The organism is Vibrio sp. F13, from assembly GCF_020806305.2.
Classification (GTDB): domain Bacteria; phylum Pseudomonadota; class Gammaproteobacteria; order Enterobacterales; family Vibrionaceae; genus Vibrio; species Vibrio crassostreae_C.
In genome coordinates this window covers 2,290,653-2,315,280 of sequence record NZ_CP170175.1, presented here as the reverse complement: position 1 = coordinate 2,315,280, position 24,628 = coordinate 2,290,653, and the positions used below count along the sequence as shown (strand labels likewise).

Here is a 24,628-nt window from a genome sequence, read left to right as displayed (position 1 = left end):
TTTAAACTATCCTTGTCATTCTTTTCTTTTACGACTTTACCACTGAAAAAGCTTTTTTAGCCACTGTTTTGGTTGACTTTCACAACCCTTTTTAATGTTTCCATTCTCATCCCAAACCGGCAGTTTAACCGTACCATCACAGTCAAACTCTAAAGCCCCTTGAGAAGTTCGAGTAAAACTTGCCGTCGTAATGCCATTCGGCCAAGGCAACAGTAACTGCTCTGGAGTTCGATGCTTCAGATAATCGGCATAAACACGTAGCGCACCACTAGAGCCCGTGAGTTTAGTCGGCTTATTATCATCGCGCCCTAGCCAGATGGTAGTGACTTCGCGACCATCAACACCCACGAACCAACTGTCTCGGCTGTCATTACTGGTGCCCGTTTTACCGGCTAATCCTGCCCATGCAAACTGACCTTGTAGGAAACGCCCCGTACCTTCAGACACGCCACGTTTCATCGCATACGTTGTCAACCAAGCCGCTTGCTGGTCAACGCTTTGTGATACTCGAGGGATCGACTGATACAGAACCTCACCATCGTTATCAACAACTGAACGAAGCGCAGACAAAGGTGCGATACGGCCAGAGTTGGTGATGGTTTGGTACATCTGCGCTACCTGAAATGGGGTCAATGAGAATGACCCCAAAAACATTGATGGCACTGGACGAATTTCGTTTTTATCGACACCCAGTTTTCCAATCGTATCCGAAACGCTATCAATACCTAACTGCATGCCCAAACGAACCGTTGGTACGTTGTAAGACTTAGAAAGCGCCACATACAAGGGCACATCGCCACGGAACTTACGATCGAAGTTTCTCGGGCTCCACACGCTACCTTTACTGCCTTTCAAGCTCAGTGGCGTGTCTTTCAATGTTGTCGCCAACGTGTACTTCTGAGGCTGCTCTAGTGCGGTTAAGTAAATTGCAGGCTTGACCAAAGAACCAATTGGGCGACTCGCGTTCAAGGCACGGTTAAAGCCATCGTAGCCAGTACGCTTACCACCGACCATCGCCCGGATTTCACCGGTATTTCTATCCACGGCAATAGCTGCTGCTTCCAGCTTATTACCTGCGGTTTTCGATAAATCAGGCACCTTACGAGCAATCGACTTCTCTAACTTGTCTTGAGATACCGGATCCAGAGAGGTAAAGACTCGAATCCCTTTTTTCGCCTCAAATCGATCGCCGACATACTTCTTAAGCTCAATGTTTACTTGTTGGAAATAAGCGGGCTGACGGCTAGCAATGCGTGGGTTGTCTTGAATATCCAAATCACGACTCGCCGCCTCTTCGTATTGTCGCGGAGTTAAGATGTCTTGTTGCATCAATAAGCGAAGAACCAGATCGCGTCGAGTCTTAGCACGCTCAGGATAGCGAACCGGATTGTAATACGACGGTCCTTTCACCATACCCACCAGCAGTGCTAGCTGATCGATGCGCAGCTCTTGAATAGGTTGACCAAAATACAAACGAGACGCTAAACCGAAGCCATGAATCGCTTGCCCACCATTCTGTCCAAGATAAACCTCATTTAAGTAAGCCTCTAGGATACGGTCTTTGCTGTAACGATGGTCTAAGATAAGTGCAATGTAGGCTTCACGAACCTTACGCCACAATGTACGTTCACTGGACAGGAACAGGTTTTTTGCCAACTGTTGTGTCAGCGTACTACCACCTTGTACCGTTCGCCCAGCTTTGACGTTAACGACCATTGCACGAGCGATGGCCAGTGGCGACACACCATCGTGTTGATAGAAGTTTCGGTCTTCGGTTGCCAGTAAGGCATCAACCATCACTTCTGGGAACTGATTGCGTTTTAAGAACAGGCGCTGCTCATCGTTACTTTTCTCAAGCATGCCAAGCATTTTCGGTTCAACACGCAGGTAGCCCATGTCGCCTTTCTTCTCCAGCGACTGAATGCGAGTTAATTCGTTACCATTGAAGTGCAGCATCACATGACGATCCGCTTCCGGTCCATCAACAAACTCGAACGGACGACGAATCATTTCAATCTTGGTCGAAGAAGAAGAGTATTCGCCTGGGTGACGAGGCGCGTTCACCTTACGGTAATTAAGTACATCGAGCTCATTCTTAACCTGAACCAAACTCACCGGAGTTCCCGGAGACAGGTCTAGCACTCGCGCATAAACCACGGTTGGCAAATCAAACAGCTGACCTTCAAAGCGCTGTTTGACCACAGAATCAAGATAAATACCGACGAACAACAGCAATGCCGCAAGCGCTAAGCCCGCTTTCCAAGAAATGCCCCATAGGATCTTCAACCAACCTCTTTTGCCAGATTTCTTAGCCTTAGGTTTGGTCTTTTTCGCAGCCGCTCTTGGTTTTCTTGGCTTGGCTTTGGTCGCTGGTGACTTCTTTGCTGGCGCTTTTTTAGGTGGTGCCTTTTTTGGCGTTAACATTTTGGTCATCATCGATTCAACTGTCGTTTAGTTTTAGTGGTTGCTACATGGTTAGCAGGGTCATCCGGCCAAGGATGTTTTGGGTAACGGCCCTTCATCTCTTTTTGTACTTCTTTGTACGCGCCAGCCCAAAAGCCAGCTAAATCTTGAGTAATTTGTAGTGGTCGCTGTGCTGGAGAAAGGAGCTCAAGCACTACTTTTTTACGCCCTTGCGCGATCAATGGCGAGTCTTGTTCGCCAAAGACTTCCTGCATTCGCACTGAGATCACTGGTTCAGATTGATATTGATAACGAATGGCCTTCTTGCTGCCTGTTGGCATCAGATAGTGCGTTGGCAACCATTGGTCGATTTCTTGATTCAAAGGCCAACCAAGATAAGCCGACAATGCTTGCTCAATCGAAACACTAGACAGTCCTTTTGCCGACTTAATGCCATTCAGATAGGGAGATAGCCACTCATCAAGGTGTTCAATCAAACTCGCATCGTCCATCGCTGGCCAATCATACTCAGGCATCCAAAGCTCTGCACAGCGTACACGCTCAACCAACTGCTTAGCCGAAGCTGTCCAATTTAAGCGATCCAACCCACATCGAGCGACATAATTGAGCAGCGCTTGGCTCGCCTGATTCGCATCGGGATCAGGTAAAGCTTTGGTGCTGATAATCAACTTGCCCAGAGATACACGCTGCTCAGCAACTAAACGGCCACGTTTCTCATCCCAATCGGCGTAATCGGAACGCACAAACAGTTTTGGAAATTCAGCTTCTAACTGTGCGATATCAACCGCGGTGGCTAAGAAAATCTGACTGGCTCGCCCTGTGCTGCGCATCAAATCAATCACTACGATATAGTTATTGTTCGCCAGTGGATCATCATCACGAACCTCAGCACCGTGGCCATTCGCCAAAAGGAAAGCACTGCTGGTCGCGCTTCTCACTTGTGCAATCCGGTCTGGGAAGGCAAAACAAAGCACTAATGGTAGCAATGATTCGTCAGCTTGTGACAAATCTAAGTGATGATTGAGTTTGCTCGCGAGACTTTTCGCTCGCTGCATCACAACGCTATTTTTGGAATGTTTTCTTTGCTTAAGTCGATGCAAAGAGTGTTGAATATCCGTCACATTGCGCTCCGGCTCTTCCAGCAAAGCAGCAGCAACAATCGCGACATTCAACAGAGCAGGACTACCTTGCTGCGCTTTAACCAACATGCTGGCAATACGAGGCTCTAGACCTAAACGTTGGACCTGTTTTCCTAATGCCGTAAATTGACCATTATCGTCTAACAATTCAAGAGTCTGTAAGAGTTGCTTGGCTTGCCCGATAGAAGCTTTGGGTGGAACGTCTAACCATTGCAGTTCATCAGCACTCGCAGCGCCCCATTGCGTCAATTCAGACACCAGCGAAGACAAATCAGAATGAAGAATTTCAGGTTCTGGTATAGCTGGTTGCTGCATCAGCTGCGTTTCGCTGTACAAACGAACGCACAAGCCCTCTTCAATTCGTCCCGCACGGCCCGCTCGTTGTTCAGCTGAAGATTGCGAGATTTTCACTTGCTCAAGCTTAGTAATACCGGTTTTCAGATCGAACTTCGCCACACGTTCAAGCCCAGAATCAACCACCAATCGAATACCTTCAATCGTCAAAGAAGTCTCAGCAATATTGGTCGCTAACACCACCTTTCGACGCCCTTTCTCTGATGGCGCGATCGCTTTCTGCTGTTGAGAAAAGCTGAGTTGCCCATACAGAGGACACACATCGATATCATTGGCGAATTGTTCTAGTTGAGATTCCACCTGCTTAATCGCAGAAACGCCCGGCAAAAAGGCCAGAAGTGAGCCTGACTCTTTCTCCATCAGAGAGCGAATCACGTTAGCCATTTTAGGGGCTAGATATTCATTTGCGTTAAGAGGCTGATAACGGAAATCGACCGGAAAGGTGCGACCTTGTGATTCAACGTATTTGGCATTCGGCAGCAAAGTTTGTAGCGCTTGTTGATCTAAAGTTGCCGACATCACTACCACTTTCAGATCGTCACGCAACGCCTCTTGGATCTCTAAGCTAAACGCCAATGCGGTATCGGCGTGAATACTGCGCTCGTGAAATTCATCAAAGATCACCATATCAACCCCAGTTAATTCAGGGTCGGTTTGGATCATTCTTGTCATGATCCCTTCAGTAACAATCTCTAAGCGAGTCGCACTGCTGCTTTTAGATTCACCACGAACTCTAAAGCCAATGCTCTCTCCCACCTTTTCTCCCAATTGGCTCGCTAAGTAAGTAGCAATATTCCTTGCAGCCAAACGCCTCGGTTCAAGCATGATGATTTTGCCTTGAACGGCGTTGGTCTTAACTAACTGTAAAGGGAAGAATGTTGACTTACCCGCACCGGGAGCGGCCTTTAGAATAAGTTGAGTGTGTGTTTCTACGCCAGCGAGCAGATCTGGCATCACAGCTTCTATGGGCAGTTGTGGCAATGGGAGAACCTTGTGGTGTAATGTTGGCAACATTGTACATAAAAACCTACCTGTCTAAATAAGTAATATGCACTTCAATCCTCCATTAGAGCCAGCGACTCTTATTAAACGCTATAAACGCTTTCTCACTGACATCCAACTTCCAGACGGTAGCGAGCGCACTATCCACTGCGCTAACACTGGAGCGATGACAGGATGTGCGACTCCTGGCAATACGGTGTGGTACTCAACCTCCGATAATGCAAAGAGAAAGTACCCAAACAGCTGGGAGATCTCAGAAACAGACAAAGGTCATCGTATTTGTGTAAATACTGCGCGGGCAAACCAGCTAGCAGTGGAAGCAATTGAAAATGGGACTATAGTTGAACTCTTAGGTTATAACGCGTTACGAACCGAAGTGAAATATGGCAGTGAGAATAGTCGCATTGATATTCTGCTTGAAGATAACGAAAAGCCGCCTTGCTATATCGAAGTGAAAAGCGTCACTTTGCTCGACGAGCAAGAAACGTCAACTAAAGGGCAAGGTTTTTTCCCTGATGCGGTCACAACCAGAGGCCAAAAACATCTGCGTGAACTCACAGAAATGGTCGAATCTGGAAATAGAGCCGTACTTTTATTCACTGTTTTACATTCAGGTATTGAAAAAGTGTCTGCGGCACACCATATAGACGCCAAATATTCGTTATTACTAAAACAAGCACAAGACGCTGGAGTTGAAGTGCTTTGCTATAAAGCAGAGCTCAGCAGTACTCAAATACAACTAAAACAAGCTGTTGAATTTATCAATAGCTAAGCAAAGATGCTGAACTAATCACATTGATTGCAAGTTTGAATAAGAGTATTTGCCACCATTCGTTCTTTCTGCTATAGATACCCGCCTTAAAATTAGCTGCTTTGCAGTTGACTAGGTGTAAATAGGAGATGCTGTATGCCAGAATCTAAGAAAAAAGCGCTAGGCATCCTAGCCATCGCAGGTGTTGAACCGTACCAAGAGAAGCCAGGTGAAGAGTACATGTCACTTGAGCAAACGGAACATTTTACAAAAATTTTAGCAGCTTGGCGCAACCAGCTCAGGGAAGAAGTTGATCGTACTGTGCACCACATGCAGGACGAAGCAGCGAATTTCCCAGACCCAGTTGACCGTGCTTCTCAAGAAGAAGAATTCAGCTTAGAGTTACGTAACCGTGACCGTGAGCGTCGTCTTATCAAAAAAATTGAGAAGACATTAGACAAGATCGAAGAAGACGATTTCGGCTTCTGTGATTCTTGCGGTATCGAGATTGGCATTCGTCGCCTTGAAGCTCGTCCAACTGCTGATCTTTGTATTGACTGTAAAACACTTGCAGAGATCAAAGAAAAACAGATGCAAGGTTAATTCTTGCAGATGTAAAGAAAGGGAGCCTTGGCTCCCTTTTTTGTTTGTTATCCAAGCGAAGTATTTCACACGCTTGATAGTAAATAGCAGCTTTAAGCCTTAGTTCTAGGCATTAAAGCTCTTGTCAAACGTCTTAAGAATCGGCTACTGCGGTACCATTTAGATTAGGTTGTTCACTCATGAATTATATCGGGCGCTTTGCACCATCACCGTCAGGTCCTCTTCATTTTGGCTCACTTGTTGCTGCTCTTGGTAGCTACTTTCAAGCGAAATCTAACCAAGGAAAATGGTTAGTTCGTATGGAAGACCTCGACCCACCAAGAGAAATGGCCGGCGCTGCAGACCTCATTCTTAAGACGCTTGAGGCTTACCATCTATTTTGGGATGGTGAAGTCGTCTATCAAAGCCAACGTCATGACTTGTATCAAGCTCAAATCGATCAATGGGTTGCTGACAATCAAGCCTACTACTGCCAATGCACCCGCAAGCAGATAAAGGCTTTGGGCGGCTTTTACAATGGTCACTGTCGAGATGTAGGCCTAATCGATTCAGGTGAACAGGCGGTGCGCTTGTGCATGGACTTTCCAGTGGAGTCCTTTGATGATGTTCGCCACGGCACCATTCAAATCCCTAAAGCACTAGCTGAAGAAGATTTTATTATTAAACGCAGAGATGGATTGTTTGCCTATAACTTGGCCGTTGTTCTTGATGACATCGACCAAGGAGTAACAGAAGTCGTAAGAGGCGCAGACCTGATAGAACCAACAGGTCGACAAATCAGTTTGTATAAGACGCTCAAGCAAAAAACAGTGAGCTACTTGCACTTACCATTGGCAACCGATGGCTTGGGGAATAAACTGTCAAAACAGAACCATGCCACCGCGATAGATCTAGACAACCCAAAACCAACGTTACTCAACGCGATGCGATTCTTAGGTTTTGATATCCCGACGGCCCTTTATGAGGCTTCAATGGATGAGATTTTATTGTGGGGCTGCCAACAATGGAACGTCAGTCAGTTACCTGATAGTTTACAAAAAGAGCACTGTAATTAGCTCGAAACTCACGGCAAATAGCAAAAACGACACATAAAAATGCCATAACCAACCACTGTGGTTAAGCAGACGATGTTCTCAAATGGCTCGCGCTAAGCTATTATTAGCCGCAATTAAACTCTGCACTACCACTTTGGACTAAGAGAAAAACAAAGTTGGCGATACCTACTTTGTTCTAAACTAATGAATACAAACGACAATACCCCAAGCGAACAACGCGGATTCCACGAATTAGCTCTGAATATTTATACTCGTCAAGAGCACAATATTTCACGCAAGCAGATCAGCGACAACGCACTAAAAGTGCTATATCGCCTGAATGGTGCGGGTTTTGACGCATTTCTAGTCGGTGGTGGTGTGCGCGATATCTTATTAGGCTCTCAGCCAAAAGATTTTGATATTGCGACCAACGCAACGCCAGAGCAAATCAAACACCTCTTCAGAAACTGTCGTCTTATCGGTCGCCGTTTCCGCTTGGCACATATCATGTTTGGTCGCGACATCATTGAAGTGGCAACTTTCCGTGGTCACCACCAAGAACCATCGAAGAACGTTTCTGCACAATCGAAAGAAGGCATGCTACTTCGCGATAACGTGTACGGCAGTGTTGATGAAGATGCAGAGCGTCGTGATTTCACAATCAACGCGATGTACTACAACATTGCAGACTACAGCATCCACGATTACGCGGGTGGTGTAGAAGATTTAGAAGATAAACTGATCCGCCTGATTGGCGATCCAGAAACGCGTTACCGCGAAGACCCAGTACGTATGCTACGTGCAATGCGCTTCGCCGCTAAACTGGATTTCGACATCGAAGAAGACACGGCTGACCCGATTGAAGAGTTAGCTCACCTTCTAAGAGATATCCCAGCAGCGCGCCTTTACGAAGAGTCTCTGAAATTACTGCAATCAGGTCACGGTTTAGAAACCTACCACTTGATGCGCGAGTACAATCTATTCCAACAGATGTTCCCAGCGGTAGCGGAGCACTTCACCGAAGATTACGACTCACACACAGAGCAGATGCTTGATTTGGTTCTCGATTCAACCGACCTTCGCATCGAAGATGGTAAGCGAGTAAACCCAGCATTCATGTTCGCAGCGATGCTTTGGTACCCAATGAACAAGCTGGCAGACAAACTTGTCGCTGAACAGGGTATGGCACACTACGATGCGATCATGGAAGCGAGTAACATCATTCTAGATCAGCAAGTAAAGTCTATTGCGATTCCTCGTCGTCACACAGCAACCATTCGCGAAGTTTGGCAACTGCAACTTCGACTGCCTCGTCGCAACGGTAAACGCGCTGTTCGTCTAATGGAATTAAACAAATTCCGTGCAGGCTACGATTTCCTAGAAATGCGTGGTGAGATTGAAGGTGGCGAAACCAAAGAGTTAGCAAAATGGTGGGAGCGTTATCAGACTGCAGGTCGTAACATGCGTCAAGCAATGGCTAACGACGTTGCAGCACCATCAAAGTCAGGCCATCGTCGCCGTAAGACTTACCGAAACAAAAAGAGTAAGCAATCAGAATGATAACTGCTTACATTGCGGTCGGCAGCAACCTTGCCGACCCAGTTAGCCAAGCAAATTTGGCTATCGAAACGCTAAAAAGCCTACCGCGATCAACGTTTATTGCGACCTCTCAGCTATATAGTAGCACTCCAATGGGACCGCAAAATCAACCAGACTACATCAACGCGGTAGTCGCTATCCAAACCGAATTAACGCCAATTGAACTGCTTGATTGCACTCAAAAGATCGAACTAGAGCAAGGGCGCGTCCGTAAAGACGAACGTTGGGGACCAAGAACCTTGGATCTCGACATTGTGCTATACGGCAATGAGGTGATCGATTCAGAGCGCTTAATCGTTCCTCATTATGGAATGAAAGAACGAGAGTTTGTACTCTACCCGCTTGCTGAAATCGCACCAAGTTTACAACTCCCTGATGGGACTGAGCTGACAGAACTACTGAAAATAGTAGATAAGAACGGGCTCAATGTTTGGCAACAATAGCCAAGCGCATTAAGGAAAACCAATGAAAAAAGTAACCATTAACGACCTGATCAAATGCAAACGTGAAGGCCGTAAATTTGCGACTTCGACAGCTTATGATGCGAGCTTTGCTCAATTATTCGAAAGCCAAGAAATGCCAGTTCTGCTTGTCGGTGATTCACTGGGTATGGTTTTACAAGGCCATAACGATACATTACCAGTAACCGTTGAAGACATTGCTTACCATACTCGCTCAGTGCGTGCTGGTAGCCCAAATTGTCTTCTTATGGCTGACATGCCTTTCATGAGCTACGCGACGCCAGAACAAGCTTGTGAGAGCGCAGCGACTTTGATGCGTGCTGGTGCGAACATGGTAAAAATCGAAGGCGGAAGCTGGTTGGTTGATACTGTGAAGATGCTAACAGAACGTGCAGTACCAGTATGTGCACACTTAGGCTTGACGCCCCAGTCTGTGAACATTTTTGGTGGTTACAAGATTCAAGGTCGTGACGACGAGCAAGCCGACAAAATGGTTGCTGACGCGTTAGCACTGCAAAACGCAGGCGCTCAAATCGTTCTACTTGAATGTGTGCCAGCTTCATTGGCAAAACGAATTACAGAAGCTTGTGACGTACCGGTTATCGGTATCGGCGCAGGTAATGTTACCGATGGTCAGATCTTGGTTATGCATGACATGTTCGGTATTTCTGCGAACTACATGCCGAAGTTCTCTAAGAACTTCCTAGCAGAAACAGGTGATATGCGTAAGGCAGTAGCTCTATACAAAGAAGAAGTAGAGAGCGCGCGCTTCCCTGATGAAGCTCATACAATCGCTTAGGAGTAAGTATGCAAACTTTTGCTGAAATAGCGGCTCTTCGTGAGCAGATTAAACAGTTTAAGCGTGATGGACGTACGGTTGCTTTTGTACCGACAATGGGAAACCTGCATGAAGGCCACCTGACTCTGGTAAAGAAAGCTCGTGAACTGGCCGACATCGTTGTGGTAAGCATCTTTGTAAACCCAATGCAGTTTGACCGTGCAGACGACCTAAACAACTACCCTCGAACGTTAGAAGCAGATTTAAGCAAACTAACAGGTGAAGGGGTTGAGCTAGTATTTACACCAACGCCAGAGGTGATGTACCCAGATGGATTAGACAAGCAGACGTTTGTTGAGGTCCCTGGCATATCTCACATGCTTGAAGGTGCCTCTCGTCCAGGTCACTTCCGTGGTGTATCAACCATTGTCACTAAACTGTTTAATATCGTTCAGCCAGACTTTGCATGCTTCGGCGAGAAAGACTTTCAGCAACTTGCTGTTATTCGCCAGATGACCACTGATTTAGCATTAGACATTGAAGTTGTCGGCGTTGCGACCGTTCGTGAAATGGATGGTTTGGCAATGAGCTCTCGCAATAGCAACCTAACGATTGACGAGCGCCAACGAGCGCCCGTTTTAGCGCGTACTATGCGCTGGATCAGCAGCGCTATTCGTGGTGGTCGCGATGATTACGCATCAGTGATTGAAGATGCTACTGACCAGCTACGCGCTGCAGATCTTCAACCTGACGAAATCTTCATTTGTGATGCTAAAACTCTGCAAGCGATCACTTCAGAATCAACTCAAGCAGTGATTCTAATGTCGGCTTTCCTAGGTAAGACGCGTCTTATCGATAACCAAGTTCTCGATTTGGTAACGGAAACCAAAGAAGAAGTGAAAGAAGAAACGACTGAATAGTCGGCTTCTGCTCTTAACGCAAAACAAAAAAAGGTCGATGTTATATCGACCTTTTTCTTTACCTGTTACTTAGATGAACCAAAGGTTAGCTACGTAAGCCAATACCCTTTGTCACTAGGTAGTGTGCAATGCCATACAACAGCACGATAAACACACCTAGTACGCCAAACGACGTCACGATCCCCACATCAGACACACCCAAGAAGCCATATCTGAACGCGTTAACCATGTACACGATAGGGTTCAACTTCGATACACCTTGCCAGAATTCAGGCAATAGACTGATCGAGTAGAACACACCACCAAGGTACGTCAGCGGCGTTAAGATAAAGGTTGGGATAATAGAGATATCATCAAACGTGCGTGCGAATACCGCGTTAATCAAGCCACCCAAAGCGAATACTACCGACGTTAAAAATACCGTCGCAATGATCACGCCCCAATGGTCAACTTGTAAGTCGACAAAGAACAACGACACGAAGGTTACTATGGTACCCACTAACAAGCCACGAACCACACCACCCATTACGAAGCCGGCGATAATCACGTAGTTAGGAACAGGCGCTACAAGCAGCTCTTCAATGTTCTTCTGGAACTTGGCACTAAAGAACGATGAAGCAACGTTGGAATATGAGTTGGTGATCACCGACATCATGATCAGACCGGGAACAATGTATTCCATGTAGCTAAAGCCGTTCATTTCACCAATACGCGCACCAATCAGGTTACCGAAGATGATGAAGTAAAGCGTCATGGTAATCGCTGGCGGCACCAGAGTCTGCACCCAGATACGAGTAAAGCGATTGATCTCTTTGGTCAACAAACTGCAGAAAGCGGTCCAATATAGGCTGTACATATTATTTACTCCCCTCACGGACGATACTCACAAATAGCTCTTCTAGACGGTTTGCTTTGTTACGCATAGAGAGGACTTTAACCTGTTGCTCGCTCAATTGAGCAAAGATGGTATTCAAACCTAGGTTCTTGTCGATTTCGATTTCTAGCGAGCCATTGACCATCACTTGGCTATTCACGCCTTCAAGCTTAGGTTCAGTCGTGCCCTCTTCCAGATCCAGAATAAAGGTCTCAGCACTCAATTTGCCCAACAGCGCTTTCATTGTTGTGTTCTCAATCAGCTCACCGCGATTGATGATACCAATGTTGCGACACAGCATTTCTGCTTCTTCTAGGTAGTGCGTGGTCAAGATAATGGTAATGCCCTGCTTCTCATTGATCTCTTTTAGGAATTCCCACATTGAACGACGTAGTTCAATATCAACGCCTGCTGTCGGTTCATCAAGGATCAACAAATGAGGTTCATGCATCAATGCACGCGCGATCATCAAACGACGCTTCATACCACCAGACAAGTTACGCGCGCGTTCGCCACGCTTTTCCCACAGATCGAGTTGAGATAGGTACTTTTTCGCTCGCTCTTTCGCTAATGCTTTTGGCACGCCGTAATAACCCGCTTGTTGCAGCACGATCTGTTCAACGGTTTCAAACGGGTTAAAGTTAAACTCTTGAGGCACAAGGCCTAAGTTCTGCTTCGCCAATTCCAGATCGGTATCAATGTCGTAGCCGAACACTTTAACCTTGCCTGACGTTTTATTTACCAGTGAAGAGATAACACCAATGGTGGTTGATTTACCCGCACCATTGGGACCAAGTAGTGCGTAAAAGTCGCCTTTTTCTACTTGTAAACTAACGCCCTTAAGAGCCTCGAAGCCCCCAGCATAAGTTTTTCTTAATTGCTCAATTTCTAATGCATACATAGAGATAGACTGCCATTTGCTATAGATAAGATGTAGACGACCGAGCTTGAGGAAGAGAGTAATGCTTAAAACGAGCTAGCAGAAAACTAACCCAAACTTGTTAACTCGGCCATTTTGCAAACAAGTTTATCGTTGATTGACGATTAATACAAATATCGTGTGAGAGTTTCTTTCGAAAACAAATAAGCGTCTTGGCTACGTGAAGACTAAATCAACGTTCAATAAATATAAAAATGCCGCTAAGTGATTCACTTAACGGCATTAATGATCAGTCTTGACGTGAGCGTCTATGGCTTATTCATATCAGGTCATTCATATCAGCTTATTACTGAAAAATTAAACTGACTCAAATTGATGCTCATCTCTGTCGACATAGCTTGTTGCTGCCGTCAGGGCTTCATATCTGAATCGATAAGTGTTGGATTCAGGTACTAGGTCAATCACGTGGAACTTCTCTAGTTGTTGACGAGTATTCTCATTAGGACACAGCAGATACACCTCACACTGCGCATCCAATGCATCTTTAATCGCATTCTCTAGCGCTAGGCCAACAGTGACATCAATCATAGGTACATCTGTCAGGTCTAGAATCATCGCTTCATAGTCAGAGATACTTGAGTGCTGACGTGAAATCGCCTTTGAAACGCTGAATATCATCGGCCCTGATAGGTAGAAGAATAGCACCTTACCATTGGCACTATCGAGTAACTGACGTTCGCTATCAGTCAATGGGATATCGTCTTCATCATCACCATCACTGATCGCCTTAACTTGTCTGGCTTGCTCTCGGCTTAATCTTTCAATAATCAGAATATTCGAGATAAACACACCCAGTCCAACGGCAATAATCAAGTCAACAAACACAGTCAATAGCATCACGCCGTACATCACGCCCATGCCGGCATAGCTAACCTTGTGCGCGCGCTGGATAAAGCTCCAATCTAGGATATTGAAACCAACATACATCGCGATACCAGCCAGCACTGCCATAGGAATCGGTTCTGTTAAACCACCTGCAACCAATACCACGAGCGCAAGTACTAAAGCTCGAATAACACCTGAAAGCGGAGAACGCGCTCCCACCTGAATATTGGTTACAGTCCCCATAGTGGCACCCGCGCCAGGTAGTGCACCAAACAGGCCAGAGATCATATTGGCAATGCCTTGGCCACGAAGCTCTTTGTCTGAGTCATGCTCTTTACGAGTCAATGAATCTCCGATAACCGCGGTCAAAAGCGTATCAATACAACCTAATGTACCAAGCACCAAGGCATCGATAACCATAGTAGTAAACTGTTCAGCGCTGATCGTAGGGATAACGAGGGAAGGTAAACCAGCTGGGATTTCACCAATACGGCGAATAGAGTCGGTATCAAAAATAATGACGGACAAGAGCGTTACAGCCACTAACGCGACCAGTTGAGCAGGCACATACTTACGATACTTAGCGGGGAAGCCAAAAAGAATACCGAGTGTCAGAGCACCTAGAAATAGCTCACTCACTTTTAAGTTTGCTAGCGTATCAGGTAAAGCAGAGAGCGTGCCCATTACACCACCGGATGGAGCGGCATGCCCTAACAATGGAGACAGCTGCAAGATAATCAGAATAACGCCAATGCCCGACATGAATCCGGAGATCACGCTATATGGCATCAAAGTGACGTATTTTCCTAGCTTTAACGTACCAAGTAATATCTGGAATGCACCGGCCATCATCACGACAGTAAAGGTCATTGCCATACCCGTTTCAGGATATTTAGCAACCATACTCGTCATTACGGCAGTCATGATCACCGTCATCGGGCCGGTAGGTTCAGAAATCAAACTACTCGAACCGCCAAACAATGCTGCAAATAGGCCAACCATAATGGCGCCCCACAAGCCAGCTTCAGCTCCCGCGCCAGAAGCAACACCAAATGCCAATGCTAAAGGTAACGAGATGATGGCTGTAGTTACACCGCCAAACATATCCCCTTTGAGATTGATATCCGTAAAACGACTTCCAAACAAAACACACCTTCCTGATGATGAAATGACAAACCTTATCACTTTAGCAAATGTATCAAGTGTTCAGAAAGTGTTAATTCAATCACATTATTCATGTCTTATAACCGGATTATTGATAGTGGGCTAAGTTTATGATTTTCCGTACTAGAACACGTCAGATGAGTACATTTTGACGCAGTTTTTACGAGATTGAATTTGTAACATTGTGTATAGTTAAGCATCTTAATTGAGGGATGTAAGAAGCAAGATGCCAGAAATAAAACAGCTTTTTGAGAACAATTCCAAATGGTCTGAAGAAATTCGCTCTGAAAGACCTGAGTATTTTACAACGCTTGAAGAGGGTCAAAGCCCTGGTTTTCTATGGATAGGTTGTTCAGATAGCCGAGTTCCAGCCGAGCGCCTGACTGGCTTATATTCTGGAGAACTGTTTGTTCACCGAAACGTGGCCAACCAAGTGGTTCATACAGACCTAAACTGTCTATCTGTTGTTCAGTACGCAGTAGATGTGCTTAAAGTGAAACACATTATTGTCTGTGGTCACTACGGTTGTGGCGGTGTTAACGCGGCGATTGATAACCCTAAACTTGGTCTTATCAACAACTGGTTACTGCACATCCGTGACAATTACCTAAAATACCGCAAGCAAATCGAGGGGCTTCCTCGTGAGCAATGGGGTGACAAGTTATGCGAAATTAACGTCGCAGAACAGGTTTATAACCTAGGTAACTCAACCATTATGCAAAATGCGTGGGAGCGTGGCCAAGACGTTGAAATCCATGGTGTGGTTTATGGTATTGGCGATGGCAAGCTACAGGACCTTGGCGTACGTTGCTCAAGTAACGATACTTTAGAGAACAGTCACTTAGATGCATTAAACAAGATCTTAACGACGCCTCTTCTTAGTCAACAAAGCTAACCCATTCCGTCATATATACAAAAAGCCCGCATCAAGCGGGCTTTTTAATGACTTCTAAACCACAAGCGTAATGATTACTCTTGAGGTACTACCTTACCGATGTACGGTAGGTGACGATATTTTTGTGCGTAGTCGATACCAACACCAACAACAAACTCGTCTGGGATCTCAAAACCAATCCATTTTGTATCGACAGTCACTTCACGGCGAGAAGGCTTGTCTAATAGCGTACAAATTTCGATAGACTTAGGACCACGTAGGCTCAGAATCTCTTTTACTTTAGTCAGCGTGTTACCTGTATCGATAATATCCTCTACAAGTAGAACGTCTTTACCTTGGATATCATCATCAAGATCTTTCAAAATACGAACATCACGTGAGCTTTCCATGCCGTTGCCGTAGCTAGACGCGGTCATGAAATCAACTTGGTGAGTTAAATCGATAGCACGAGCAAGATCTGCCATAAAGACAAAAGATCCACGCAATAAGCCAACTAAAACTAGATCTTCACTACCGTTGTAGTGTTCCGTGATCTGTTTGCCTAGTTCGTTCACTCGATCCTGAACTTCTTGCTCAGAGATCATGACTTCAACTGTATGCTTCATACTGCTCTCATTCTATTTGGTGATTGCGACGAATGTTGACAGTTTCGTCAGTTGTGTCGCTCAATTTTGTGCGTAAGTCTAGCACTGCTCAAATACCCACACCACCTTATGGTTCGAATTTACTGTCAGATTCTCCACGAAATGTGCGCTGGTGCCTTATCCAATACTCGTCTCCTTTCACATCAATGCTGATCACGCTTTATGTATCAAGTTTGATGTAACTGTCTATAAAACAAGCTCAAAGGATTGACCATTCGCATATGCACCATTACACTCATCTTGGATTAAATAATAATAAAATCATTAATATAAAAATTTCGTTGGCAAGGAAAATAAAATGGACTCAATATCTAAGAGACCTAGAACTAGGCTTTCACCTTTAAAAAGAAAACTTCAATTGATGGAAATCGCTCTTGAGGTATTCTCTCGCCGCGGTATCGGTCGTGGTGGACACGCTGATATTGCAGACATCGCTCAGGTGTCTGTCGCAACAGTATTTAATTACTTCCCTACCCGTGAAGATCTGGTTGATGAAGTGCTTAATCATGTTGTACGCCAATTCTCTAACTTCCTTTCAGACAATATCGATCTGGATATTCACGCAAAACAAAACCTACATAATATTGCGACTGAAATGGTGACGTTAGTGGCTCACGATAGCCATTGGTTGAACGTATGGTTTGAATGGAGCGCTTCGACTCGTGATGAAGTATGGCCTCTATTCGTAACCACCAACCGCACTAACCAAATGTTAGTACAAAACATGTTTAGTAAAGCGATCGAACGCAGCGAAGTTTGCGACGATCACGATCCTAAACATCTAGCGAACCTATTCCACGGCATCTGCTACTCACTGTTCATTCAAGCGAAACGTGTAGAAACGCCAGAAGAGCTTTCAAGCTTAACGGATAGTTACTTGAACATGCTGTGCATTTATAAGTAGATTCGAGTAAATAATTTAAGGGTTGGCCTAATCGGTCAACCCTTTTTTTGTAGAATGGAATGGCTCTTCGCATCCCGAAGCGCAGCGTACTCGCATCTCGGAGTGAAACGTTACTGTTCCTTACTTCAGATATAAAAAAACCGCTGACGAATCAGCGGCTTTTAAAAACATTAGCGAGTGGCTAAAGAAGGATTACTTCTTCTTTTTTACTGCTTTCTTATTTGGAAGGTCAGTGATTGAACCTTCGAATACTTCCGCAGCTAGACCAACAGACTCGTGTAGAGTTGGGTGAGCGTGGATAGTAAGTGCGATATCTTCTGCATCACAACCCATTTCGATCGCTAGGCCGATTTCGCCAAGAAGTTCACCACCGTTAGTACCAACAACAGCACCACCGATTACGCGATGAGTATCTTTATCGAAGATCATCTTAGTCACGCCGTCTGCACAGTCAGAAGCGATTGCACGACCAGAAGCAGCCCAAGGGAAAGTAGCAACTTCGTAATTGATGCCTTCCGCTTTCGCTTCTTTCTCAGTCTTACCTACCCAAGCAACTTCTGGCTCAGTGTACGCAATTGATGGGATTACTTTAGGGTCGAAGTAGTGCTTCTTACCAGAGATAACTTCAGCAGCTACGTGACCTTCATGCACACCTTTGTGAGCAAGCATTGGTTGACCAACAACATCACCGATCGCGTGGATGTGAGGAACGTTAGTACGCATTTGCTTATCAACATTGATGAAACCACGCTCATCAACTTCGATACCCGCTTTTTCAGCGTCGATAAGTGCACCGTTTGGAACACGACCGATAGCAACAAGAACAGCATCGTAGCGTTCAGCTTCAGCTGGTGCTTTTTTGCCTTCCATTGAAACGTAGATACCGTCTTCTTTTGCTTCAACAGCAGTCACTTTAGTTTCAAGCATTAGCTTGAACTTGTTCTTAATGCGCTTAGTGAAAACTTTAACGATGTCTTTATCCGCAGCAGGGATAACTTGATCGAACATCTCTACAACTTCAACTTTAGAACCTAGAGAGTGGTAAACCGTACCCATCTCAAGACCGATGATACCGCCGCCCATGATAAGCAGTTTTTCAGGTACTTCGTTTAGTTCTAGTGCATCCGTAGAATCCCAAATACGTGGGTCTTCATGTGGGATGAAAGGAAGTTTGATTGGGCGAGAACCCGCAGCAATGATTGCGTTGTCGAAGTTAACAGTTGTTGCTTCGCCTTCGCCTTCAACAAGAATGCTGTTAGGACCAGTGAACTTACCGAAACCGTTAACAACAGTAACGTTACGCATCTTAGCCATACCGCCAAGACCGCCAGTTAGTTGATCAACTACTTTTTCTTTCCAGATACGGATCTTGTTGATGTCCGTTTGTGGCTCGCCGAATACAACGCCGTGCTCTGCCATCGCTTTAGCTTCTTCGATTACTTTAGAAACGTGAAGAAGTGCTTTTGATGGAATACAACCAACGTTTAGACATACACCACCAAGAGTGCTGTAACGTTCAACTAGTACTGTTTCTAGACCTAAATCCGCACAACGGAATGCCGCTGAGTAACCAGCAGGACCTGAACCAAGTACAACAACTTGGGCTTTAATTTCTTTGCTCATTGTGACCTCTTGTAGTCATTATCCCTAACAGGCTGAGTAGATGTTCTTAAAATTATTGGGCTTTCAAACAGGAAACATTTTACAGAGATGTTAACAGTGTGAAAGTAGCTTTAAGTTAGCCTGTGAGCTAGACAACAATTCCCCATCAGATTATGAGAAATGCAGGAAACTGTTGTCTAAAAATAGTCTTTATATAAAGAATTAAGGTGACCCGAAAGTCACCTTAATAATTACTTTCTCAATTACAGTACTAGACGACGAATGTCAGATAGTGCGCTGTTTAGGAAAGTAATGAAGCGTGCACCTTCAGCACCATCGATCACACGGTGGTCGTATGATAGAGACAGTGGAAGCTGTAGACGTGGTTGGAACTCTTTACCATTCCAAACTGGCTTAATTTCAGACTTAGATACACCTAGGATACCTACTTCTGGAGCATTTACGATTGGAGTAAATGCAGTGCCGCCAATACCACCAAGGCTAGAGATTGTGAAACAACCGCCTTGCATGTCTGCCGCTGTTAGCTTACCAGAACGTGCTTTCTTAGAAACAGCCATTAGCTCTTCAGATAGCTCGTAAATGCCTTTCTTGTTCACGTCTTTGAAGACAGGAACAACTAGACCGTTTGGTGTATCAACAGCGATACCCACGTTTACGTACTTCTTAAGAATGATGCTTTCGCCATCTTCAGAAAGAGAAGAGTTAAACGCTGGGAATGCTTCTAGCGCTTTAGCAACAGCTTTCATGATGAACACAAGTGGAGTGATCTTCATGCCAGTGTCTTTCTTCGCTTCGATTGCGTTCTGTTCTTTACGGAATGCTTCTAGCTCAGTGATGTCTGCGTTGTCCCATTGTGTAACGTGAGGGATCATTACCCAGTTACGGTGCAGGTTAGCACCAGAGATCTTCTTAATCTTAGAAAGCTTCTGAACTTCAGTTTCGCCGAACTTGCTGAAGTCAACTTTTGGCCATGGTAGTAGACCAAGAGCAGAACCGTCGCCGCCTTTGCCAGATGCAGCTGCACCAGACTCAAGACGCTTAAGTGCATCTTTAACGTAAGACTGAACGTCTTCTTTAAGGATACGGCTCTTACGACCAGTACCTTTAACCTTAGAAAGGTTAACGCCAAATTCACGAGCTAGACGACGAACTACTGGAGAAGCGTGCGCGTAGTCACCGTTCTCTTGGAAGTCGCCAGCTGCTGCAGGTGCTTCTGCTTTAGGAGCAGGTGCCGCCGCTGGAGCTGCTGCTTGTGCTGGAGCGGAAGCCGCTACTGCTACTGGAGCTGCGCCTTCCACCGGAGTGCCGGCCACGACGAAAGTCATGATTAGAGAGCCAGTTGACACTGTGTCGCCAGCTGCAATCTTGATTTCTTTTACTGTACCAGCGAATGGTGCAGGAACTTCCATTGAAGCTTTGTCGCCTTCAACAGTAATTAGAGATTGCTCTTCTTCTACTGTATCGCCAACCGCTACCATGATTTCAGTAACTTCTACTTCGTCACCACCGATATCAGGAACGTTTACTTCTTTTTCAGCTGATGCTGCTGGAGCCGCTGCAACTGGTGCCGCCGCTGGAGCAGGAGCTGCTGCAACTGGAGCGCCAGAGCCCGCTACTTCACCTGTTTCTACAGAGAAAATCATTACTAGAGAACCAGTAGATACTGAATCACCAGAAGCGATCTTGATTTCTTTAACGATACCAGCGAATGGTGCAGGTACTTCCATTGAAGCCTTGTCACCTTCAACAGTAAGAAGAGATTGCTCTTCTTCTACTGCGTCACCGATAGCTACCATGATTTCGGTTACTTCAACTTCATCACCGCCGATATCAGGAACGTGAACTTCTTTAAGTTCTGCCGCTGCTGCCGCTGCAGGCGCAGCTACTGGAGCTGCCTCTGCTGCTGGAGCAGGTGCAGCTTCAGCTGCACCCTCGGCTTCGAAAATCATGATAAGAGAACCAGTAGAAACTGAATCGCCTTCAGCTACTTTGATTTCTTTAACAATACCCGCTTGAGACGCTGGAACTTCCATAGAAGCTTTGTCGCCTTCAACAGTGATCAGAGACTGCTCTTCTTCAACCTTGTCGCCAACGCTTACAAGAATCTCAGTAACTTCAACCTCATCCGCACCGATGTCAGGTACATTAATTTCGATTGCCATTGCTTATTTACCTTCTAGTTAAGCGCTGTATTAAGCGTATTGTGGGTTTGTTTTTTCAGTGTCGATATCGAATTTAGCAATTGCTTCAACAACTACAGATTTCTCGATGTCACCACGTTTAGCCAGTTCAGTTAGAGCTGCAACTACGATGTAGCCAGCGTTAACTTCGAAGTGACGACGTAGGTTTGCACGGCTGTCAGAGCGGCCGAAACCATCTGTACCAAGTACTTTGTAAGACTCAGTTGGCATGTACGCACGTACTTGCTCAGCGTAGTTCTTCATGTAGTCAGTCACTGCGATTGCAGGTTCTTTACCAAGAACAGTCGTGATGTACGGTACTTTCTCTTCAGCTTCTGGGTGAAGCATGTTGTCACGCTCTACCGCTTGGCCGTCACGAGTTAGTTCGTTGAACGACGTTACTGAGAATACGTCAGATGCTACGCCGTACTCTTCGCTTAGAATTTCAGCCGCTTTACGCGCTTCGTTCATGATAGTACCAGAGCTCATTAGTTGAACTTTGCCCTTAGCACCAGCGTGAGATTCAAGCTTGTAGATACCTTTACGGATGCCTTCTTCAGCGCCTTCTGGCATTGCTGGCATTGCGTAGTTCTCGTTCATTACTGTTAGGTAGTAGTAAACGTTCTCTTGCTCAGGACCGTACATGCGACGGATACCGTCTTGCATGATTACCGCTAGCTCGTAAGCGAACGTTGGGTCGTAAGAGATACAGTTAGGGATAGTGTTCGCTTGGATGTGCGAGTGACCATCTTCGTGCTGTAGACCTTCACCGTTCAGTGTTGTACGACCTGCAGTAGCACCTAGTAGGAAGCCACGAGCTTGTTGGTCGCCTGCTAGCCATGCCATGTCACCAATACGTTGGAAACCGAACATTGAGTAGTAGATGTAGAACGGGATCATCGGTAGATCGTTTGTGCTGTATGAAGTTGCAGCAGCAACCCATGAAGCCATAGAACCTAGTTCGTTGATACCTTCTTGAAGAACTTGACCAGACGTTGCTTCTTTGTAGTAAGAAACGATGCCTTTATCTTCAGGTGTGTATTCTTGACCGTGTGGGTTGTAGATACCAACCTGACGGAATAGACCTTCCATACCGAATGTACGAGCTTCATCACAGATGATAGGAACGATGTTCTTACCAATGTTCTTATCTTTAAGAAGGATGTTTAGCGTACGTACATAAGCCATAGTTGTAGAGATATCACGCTTCTGTTCACCTAGTAGAGGTGCGAATGCGTCTAGCTCAGGAACCTTGAACTCTTGAGTAAACTTAGGAAGACGTGCAGGTGTGTAACCGTGTAGAGCGTTACGACGAGCGTGCATGTATTCGTACTCAGGCGTACCTTCTTCCAATTTCAGGTAAGGAAGTTCAGCGATCTTCTCATCTGAAAGGATGTCTTCTAGGCCTAGGCGATCACGTAGGTGTTGAACATGAGTCATGTCCATTTTCTTAACACCGTGTGCAATGTTCTTACCTTCAGCTGCATCACCCATGCCGTAACCTTTAACAGTCTTAGCTAGGATTACAGTTGGCTTACCGTTTGTCTCTTTAGCATTGTTGAATGCAGCAAACAGTTTAGAAGAATCGTGACCACCACGCTTAAGAGCGAAGATTTCGTCATCAGTCATGTCTGCAACTAGTGCAGCTGTTTCTGGGTACTTACCAAAGAAGTGCTCACGTACGTATGCGCCATCTTTAGATTTGAATGTTTGGTAGTCACCATCGATAGTTTCGTTCATTAGTTGAAGAAGCTTACCAGTAGTGTCTTTAGCTAGTAGAGAATCCCAGTTGCTACCCCAGATAACTTTAACAACGTTCCAACCTGCACCTTTGAATAGGCCTTCAAGTTCTTGGATGATGCTACCGTTACCCATTACAGGGCCGTCTAGACGCTGTAGGTTACAGTTGATTAGGAAACATAGGTTATCTAGCTTCTCACGCGCAGCGAAAGAGATAGCACCACGTGATTCTGGCTCATCCATCTCACCGTCACCTAGGAACGCGTATACGCGTTGCGCTGAAGTTTCTTTCAGGCCACGGCCGTCAAGGTACTTAAGGAAGCGCGCTTGGTAGATAGCAGAGATAGGGCCAAGACCCATAGATACTGTCGGGAACTGCCAGAACTCAGGCATCAGTTTCGGGTGCGGGTAAGAAGGGATACCTTTACCATCAACTTCTTGACGGAAGTTATCTAGCTGTTCTTCAGTTAGACGACCTTCAACGAATGCACGAGAGTAGATACCTGGAGAGATGTGACCTTGGTAGTAAACTAGATCGCCACCGTCTGTCTCGTTTGGAGCACGGAAGAAGTGGTTGAAACATACTTCGTAGAACGCTGCTGCTGACTGGTAAGAAGCCATGTGACCACCAAGGTCTAGGTCTTTCTTAGAAGCACGCAATACGATCATGATTGCGTTCCAGCGAATAATCGAACGAATACGACGCTCAAGAGTTACGTCACCAGGGTAAGCTGGCTCTTGTGCTGCTGGAATTGTGTTGATGTAGTTTGTGTTGATGCCTGTAGCCATATCAACACCATCTAAACGCGCTTTATCTAGAACTTGTTCTAGTAAAAACTGTGCACGTTCTACACCTTCTTCACGTACTACTGACTCAAGAGCTTCTAACCAATCTTGAGTTTCCAGAGCATCAACGTCATGCTTCATGTCAGACATGGCGATCTATCCTTTTTGTTAGTTGGATTCTACTAAACACGTAAAAAGCCGAAGTATTACGGCTATTTACCCTGTTGAATTCGACGTAAAGAACGTTCGCGGCGCGACTCTTCTTTGGTCAAATCCATCAATGTTTCTTCGATGTAAGCTAAATGAGAGTGTGACATTTCACGTGCCTGTTCTGGCTGTCCTGAAACGATCGCATCCACAATGTTAGCTCGATGTATACTCACTTTCTCCACAACGTCTTTACGACGATGCAACAGCTTTAAATTTTCTAAGACGTTTTGTTCGAGTAACGGAGCCAAGCTACGAACAATGTGCAATAACACCACATTGTGCGCTGCCTCTGTTAAAGCAATAAGAAAAGCCATCACTGCTGCAGATTCGGCTTCAATATCACCCTTATCTTGCGCACCGCGAATTTTTTCTTGGCATGCTTGAATTCGAGCAAAGTCTTCATCAGTGCCACGTAATGCCGCAAAGTAAGCCGAAATCCCTTCCATCGCATGACGCGATTCCAACAAGTCTAGTTGGGTTTCAGAATGGGACGACAACAAATTAAGCAAAGGATCTGAAAAGCTTTTCCAGATATTTTCGCTAACAAACGTACCTCCACCTTGACGGCGAGTAAGCAAGCGTTTTGCTTCTAAACGTTGTATCGCTTCTCGGATCGAAGGACGAGACACATCGAACTGTTTCGCCAGTTCGCGCTCAGGCGGCAGCTGCTGCCCTGGAGCCAGTGTTCCTTCCACTATCAACCTTTCTAACTCTTGTTCGATAACATCGGAGAGTTTTGGCTGACGAATCCTTTGATAAGCCATAGTTTGTTGTTCTT

The 24,628-nt window shown here is 45.5% G+C and carries 19 protein-coding genes; 9 read left to right on the top strand and 10 right to left on the bottom strand.

Annotated features, from left to right (window positions below; translation table 11 throughout):
* Nucleotides 1-36: 36 nt before the first annotated feature.
* The gene (mrcB, locus tag LMH68_RS10820; protein ID WP_102331931.1) at nucleotides 37-2,436 is read right to left on the bottom strand and encodes a penicillin-binding protein 1B; all 2,400 of its coding nucleotides are present in this window, start codon (nucleotides 2,434-2,436) and stop codon (nucleotides 37-39) included.
* Complete coding sequence (hrpB, locus tag LMH68_RS10815) at nucleotides 2,433-4,931, bottom strand: ATP-dependent helicase HrpB (protein WP_267868982.1); 2,499 nt, start codon at nucleotides 4,929-4,931, stop codon at nucleotides 2,433-2,435. Before hrpB ends, mrcB begins: the two co-directional genes overlap by 4 nt.
* Nucleotides 4,932-4,965: 34 nt before the next feature.
* Between hrpB and sfsA the strand changes: the two genes are divergently transcribed.
* From sfsA to panC, 7 genes are all read left to right on the top strand, one after another.
* Nucleotides 4,966-5,691 carry a DNA/RNA nuclease SfsA gene (sfsA, locus tag LMH68_RS10810; protein ID WP_017066814.1) on the top strand — a complete coding sequence of 242 codons (726 nt, stop codon included), beginning with the start codon at nucleotides 4,966-4,968 and terminating at the stop codon, nucleotides 5,689-5,691.
* A gap of 135 nt (nucleotides 5,692-5,826) precedes the next feature.
* Nucleotides 5,827-6,273, top strand: coding sequence for an RNA polymerase-binding protein DksA (gene dksA, locus LMH68_RS10805; RefSeq protein WP_017059430.1), 447 nt, complete (start codon nucleotides 5,827-5,829; stop codon nucleotides 6,271-6,273).
* Nucleotides 6,274-6,452: 179 nt separating this feature from the next.
* A complete protein-coding gene (gene gluQRS, locus LMH68_RS10800; protein WP_017059431.1) occupies nucleotides 6,453-7,328 on the top strand; it encodes a tRNA glutamyl-Q(34) synthetase GluQRS in 876 nt (291 codons plus the stop codon).
* Between the two features lie 183 nt (nucleotides 7,329-7,511).
* Nucleotides 7,512-8,867 (top strand): polynucleotide adenylyltransferase PcnB, encoded by a 1,356-nt coding sequence (gene pcnB / locus LMH68_RS10795; RefSeq protein WP_017059432.1) that lies wholly within the window; start codon nucleotides 7,512-7,514, stop codon nucleotides 8,865-8,867.
* The gene (gene folK, locus LMH68_RS10790) at nucleotides 8,864-9,349 is read left to right on the top strand and encodes a 2-amino-4-hydroxy-6-hydroxymethyldihydropteridine diphosphokinase (protein WP_004735459.1); all 486 of its coding nucleotides are present in this window, start codon (nucleotides 8,864-8,866) and stop codon (nucleotides 9,347-9,349) included. Before pcnB ends, folK begins: the two co-directional genes overlap by 4 nt.
* A 22-nt stretch (nucleotides 9,350-9,371) precedes the next feature.
* Nucleotides 9,372-10,166, top strand: a complete 795-nt coding sequence (panB, locus tag LMH68_RS10785) for a 3-methyl-2-oxobutanoate hydroxymethyltransferase (RefSeq protein WP_017059433.1) — start codon at nucleotides 9,372-9,374, stop codon at nucleotides 10,164-10,166.
* 8 nt (nucleotides 10,167-10,174) lie between these two features.
* Complete coding sequence (gene panC / locus LMH68_RS10780) at nucleotides 10,175-11,065, top strand: pantoate--beta-alanine ligase (protein WP_017059434.1); 891 nt, start codon at nucleotides 10,175-10,177, stop codon at nucleotides 11,063-11,065.
* An 85-nt stretch (nucleotides 11,066-11,150) separates the two neighbouring features.
* Here panC and LMH68_RS10775 read toward each other — a convergent pair whose 3' ends face one another.
* The 3 genes from LMH68_RS10775 to LMH68_RS10765 form a co-directional block, all read right to left on the bottom strand.
* Complete coding sequence (locus LMH68_RS10775; RefSeq protein ID WP_010435987.1) at nucleotides 11,151-11,921, bottom strand: ABC transporter permease; 771 nt, start codon at nucleotides 11,919-11,921, stop codon at nucleotides 11,151-11,153.
* A gap of 1 nt (nucleotide 11,922) precedes the next feature.
* Nucleotides 11,923-12,840, bottom strand: a complete 918-nt coding sequence (locus LMH68_RS10770; protein ID WP_017059435.1) for an ABC transporter ATP-binding protein — start codon at nucleotides 12,838-12,840, stop codon at nucleotides 11,923-11,925.
* Nucleotides 12,841-13,176: 336 nt separating this feature from the next.
* Nucleotides 13,177-14,808, bottom strand: coding sequence for a SulP family inorganic anion transporter (locus tag LMH68_RS10765; RefSeq protein WP_017063247.1), 1,632 nt, complete (start codon nucleotides 14,806-14,808; stop codon nucleotides 13,177-13,179).
* Nucleotides 14,809-15,094: 286 nt separating this feature from the next.
* Between LMH68_RS10765 and can the strand changes: the two genes are divergently transcribed.
* A complete protein-coding gene (can, locus tag LMH68_RS10760) occupies nucleotides 15,095-15,763 on the top strand; it encodes a carbonate dehydratase (RefSeq protein WP_017063246.1) in 669 nt (222 codons plus the stop codon).
* A gap of 74 nt (nucleotides 15,764-15,837) precedes the next feature.
* On the opposite strand, the gene hpt is transcribed toward can, so the two are convergent.
* Nucleotides 15,838-16,368, bottom strand: a complete 531-nt coding sequence (gene hpt / locus LMH68_RS10755; RefSeq protein ID WP_017059438.1) for a hypoxanthine phosphoribosyltransferase — start codon at nucleotides 16,366-16,368, stop codon at nucleotides 15,838-15,840.
* A 337-nt stretch (nucleotides 16,369-16,705) separates the two neighbouring features.
* Between hpt and LMH68_RS10750 the strand changes: the two genes are divergently transcribed.
* Entirely contained in the window at nucleotides 16,706-17,311 is a 606-nt protein-coding gene (locus tag LMH68_RS10750; protein WP_102428504.1) for a LuxR/HapR/OpaR family quorum-sensing transcriptional regulator, read from the top strand.
* Between the two features lie 192 nt (nucleotides 17,312-17,503).
* On the opposite strand, the gene lpdA is transcribed toward LMH68_RS10750, so the two are convergent.
* The 4 genes from lpdA to pdhR all read right to left on the bottom strand — a co-directional run bounded on the left by lpdA (nucleotide 17,504) and on the right by pdhR (nucleotide 24,614).
* Nucleotides 17,504-18,934 carry a dihydrolipoyl dehydrogenase gene (gene lpdA, locus LMH68_RS10745; protein ID WP_017059440.1) on the bottom strand — a complete coding sequence of 477 codons (1,431 nt, stop codon included), beginning with the start codon at nucleotides 18,932-18,934 and terminating at the stop codon, nucleotides 17,504-17,506.
* Nucleotides 18,935-19,176: 242 nt separating this feature from the next.
* Nucleotides 19,177-21,096, bottom strand: coding sequence for a pyruvate dehydrogenase complex dihydrolipoyllysine-residue acetyltransferase (gene aceF / locus LMH68_RS10740; protein WP_229647632.1), 1,920 nt, complete (start codon nucleotides 21,094-21,096; stop codon nucleotides 19,177-19,179).
* A gap of 30 nt (nucleotides 21,097-21,126) precedes the next feature.
* Nucleotides 21,127-23,790 carry a pyruvate dehydrogenase (acetyl-transferring), homodimeric type gene (gene aceE, locus LMH68_RS10735; RefSeq protein WP_017059442.1) on the bottom strand — a complete coding sequence of 888 codons (2,664 nt, stop codon included), beginning with the start codon at nucleotides 23,788-23,790 and terminating at the stop codon, nucleotides 21,127-21,129.
* A gap of 62 nt (nucleotides 23,791-23,852) precedes the next feature.
* Nucleotides 23,853-24,614, bottom strand: a complete 762-nt coding sequence (gene pdhR / locus LMH68_RS10730; protein WP_009847596.1) for a pyruvate dehydrogenase complex transcriptional repressor PdhR — start codon at nucleotides 24,612-24,614, stop codon at nucleotides 23,853-23,855.
* Nucleotides 24,615-24,628 lie beyond the last annotated feature (14 nt).